Genomic DNA, 2,674 nt, shown 5'->3' on the forward strand with positions numbered 1-2,674 from the left:
GCGCTGACGGCCGACAAGATAGAGCAGGAGCTCGACCTCAACCTGACCGGCGTGATGAATTTCGCCGACCCGATCATCAAGGCGATGGCGGCAAGCGGCGCGGGCAGCGTCGTCTTCATCTCCTCGGTCAACGCGATTTCGCATTTCGGCAATCCGGCCTATGCGGCTGCCAAGGCCGGCATCAACGCCTATGCCAAGTCGATCGCCGTCGAGCTCGGCCGCAGCGGCGTGCGCGCCAATGTCGTCTGCCCGGGATCGATCCGAACGGCCGCCTGGGATCATCGCCTTGCCAAGAACCCTGAAATCCTCGGCCGGCTGAAGCGGCTCTATCCACTCGGCCGCATCGTCAATGCGTCGGAAGTCGCCGAAGCAGTGGCTTTCCTTGCCTCCGACCGTGCATCCGGCATAACTGGCGCGATTGTGCCGGTCGACGCCGGACTGACAGCCGGCTACCTGCCTTTCATCGACGACATTTTGGGAGCGTGACCATGACCGACGTCCAGTTTCGCAACCTGTCGAAAGCCTTCGGCCAGCACAAAATCCTCGAGGACATCAACCTCGAGATCAAAAGCGGCGAGTTCGTCGTGCTGGTCGGCCCGTCCGGCTGCGGCAAGTCGACCCTGCTGCGCATGCTGGCGGGACTGGAGACGATCACCTCCGGCGACCTCATCATCGGCGGCGTACGCGCCAACGAGCTGCCGCCGCAGAAGCGCAACATCGCCATGGTCTTCCAGTCCTACGCCCTGTTCCCGCATCTGAAAGCCGCGGACAATATCGGCTTTGGCCCCAAGATCCGCGGCGAGACGCGCGCCGCGATCGACGACAAGGTGAAGAAGGCTTCAGGGGTGCTGAACCTCTTCTCCTATCTCGACCGCTATCCACGACAATTGTCGGGCGGCCAGCGCCAGCGCGTCGCCATGGGCCGCGCCATCGTGCGCGAGCCTTCGGTGTTCCTGTTCGACGAGCCGCTTTCCAACCTCGACGCGCAGTTGCGCGTGCAGATGCGCACCGAGATCAAGGCGCTGCACCAGCGGCTGAAATCGACCATCGTCTATGTCACCCACGACCAGATCGAGGCGATGACCATGGCCGATCGCATCGTGGTGATGGACCGCGGCCGCATCCAGCAGGTCGGGCAGCCGCTGGAGCTCTATGACCGCCCGGCCAACAAGTTCGTCGCCGGCTTCATCGGCTCGCCATCGATGAGCTTTGTTTCCGGCGCGCTGAAGACCGCTAACAGCAAATCCTGGTTCGAGACCAGCAGCGGCGGTCGCCTGGCGCTTGCCGGCAAGGCAGCATCCGGCAGCGACACTGTCGAGGCCGGCATCCGCCCCGAGCATTTCGTCATCGGCGCCGCCGAAGACGCCATCGCGATCGATGTCGACGTCGTCGAGCCGACCGGCTCGGAAACCCATGTCTATGGCTCGATCGGCGACGACACGGTGCGCGCCGTGTTCCGCGACCGGCTGCAGGTGAAGCCTGGGGACAGGCTGCCGGTGAGCGTCGACCCGCGCAACGTCCATCTCTTCGACAAGGCGACGGGCCTGCCGCTGTAAGGACAAGACGATTTTGAAGACAACAAGATGAAGACACCGGCCGACATCATCACCCGCCTGCAATTGATGTCGCAGGACGGCACCAAGTCGGACCGCCGGCTGGCCGGCCTCGTGCTTTCCGATCTCGATTTCGCCTCCAAGGCGGCGATCTCGGAGATCGCCGCGCGCGTCGGCGTCAGCGAGCCGACCGTCACCCGCTTCTGCCGCAAACTCGGCTGCGAAGGCTTGCGCGATTTCAAGTTCTACCTGGCGCAGGCGATCGCCATCGGCGGCCAGTATCTGTCGCCGGAGCCGCTCAGCCGCGACGCTCGCGAGCAGCGCATCGCTTCCGCCATCACCGAGGCCGCGATCGCCGCTATCCAGCGCGCCAGCGAGAATCTCGACATGAGCGTGTTGGTGAGCGTGGCCGCGAGGATCGCCAGTTCCGGCAATGTGCTGTGCATCGGCTCGGGCGGCATCTCCTCGATGATGGCGACCGAGATGCAGAACCGGCTGTTCCGGCTCGGCCTGTCGGCGCTCGCCCAGGTCGACGGCCAGCTGCAGCGCATGTATGCCGCCGTCGCGACGCCTGAGACGACGCTGGTTGCCTTCTCGGTTTCTGGCTATGCGCGCTCGGTGATCGAGGCCGTCGAGGTCGCGCAGCAATATGGCGCCGCCACCGTCGCCGTAACCGCGCCGGATTCGGCTTTGGCCAAGGTCGCCGACACGGTGATCCTGCTGCAGTCATTCGAGGACGGCAACATCTACAAGCCGACCTCGTCGCGCTACGCGCTTCTGGCAATCGTCGACATGATCGCCACCACGGTGGCGGAATCGCGCGGGCCGAAGGTGCTGGAGAACCTGCGCCGCATCAAGCAGAGCGTGAACACGCTGAAGGTTGACGATCCAAGATTGCCGCTGGGCGATTGAGGTATGGATTTCGCGCCCCCATGCCCGGCGCCAGCCGACTCCGCCGACCATCTTGCCTTTCAACATTAGCCAGGTCTAATGTGAATTGGGATTGATTGGAGGACGATCATGTCGGGTAAACCAGCCGCATTCCAAATGCCTGATGACGTGTTCAGCGCGCTGCCTGACCAGGCTAAAAGCCATCTGCCGCCAGCCACTTTCGATGCCGC

3 protein-coding genes are annotated in these 2,674 nt (G+C 64.0%); all 3 read left to right on the plus strand.

What is annotated here, in order from left to right; translation table 11 throughout:
• The coding region (locus EOA29_RS32205) for an SDR family oxidoreductase (protein WP_127222131.1) at positions 1-486 on the plus strand (486 nt) is incomplete at its 5' end.
• 2 nt (positions 487-488) lie between these two features.
• Positions 489-1,556: a sn-glycerol-3-phosphate ABC transporter ATP-binding protein UgpC gene (gene ugpC, locus EOA29_RS32210; protein ID WP_126091284.1), complete on the plus strand. Its 1,068-nt coding sequence runs from the start codon at positions 489-491 to the stop codon at positions 1,554-1,556.
• Positions 1,557-1,583: 27 nt separating this feature from the next.
• Positions 1,584-2,465 (plus strand): MurR/RpiR family transcriptional regulator, encoded by an 882-nt coding sequence (locus tag EOA29_RS32215; RefSeq protein ID WP_126091283.1) that lies wholly within the window; start codon positions 1,584-1,586, stop codon positions 2,463-2,465.
• The last annotated feature ends 209 nt before the right edge of the window (positions 2,466-2,674 follow it).

It is taken from the genome of Mesorhizobium sp. M1E.F.Ca.ET.063.01.1.1 (assembly GCF_003998155.1).
Lineage (GTDB): Bacteria > Pseudomonadota > Alphaproteobacteria > Rhizobiales > Rhizobiaceae > Mesorhizobium.

What these genes read in the sequence shown, in the direction of transcription:
- ugpC (WP_126091284.1), top strand. Translation starts at nt 489, where the DNA reads ATGACCGACGTCCAGTTTCGCAACCTGTCGAAAGCCTTCGGCCAGCAC.
- EOA29_RS32215 (WP_126091283.1), top strand. Translation starts at nt 1,584, where the DNA reads ATGAAGACACCGGCCGACATCATCACCCGCCTGCAATTGATGTCGCAG.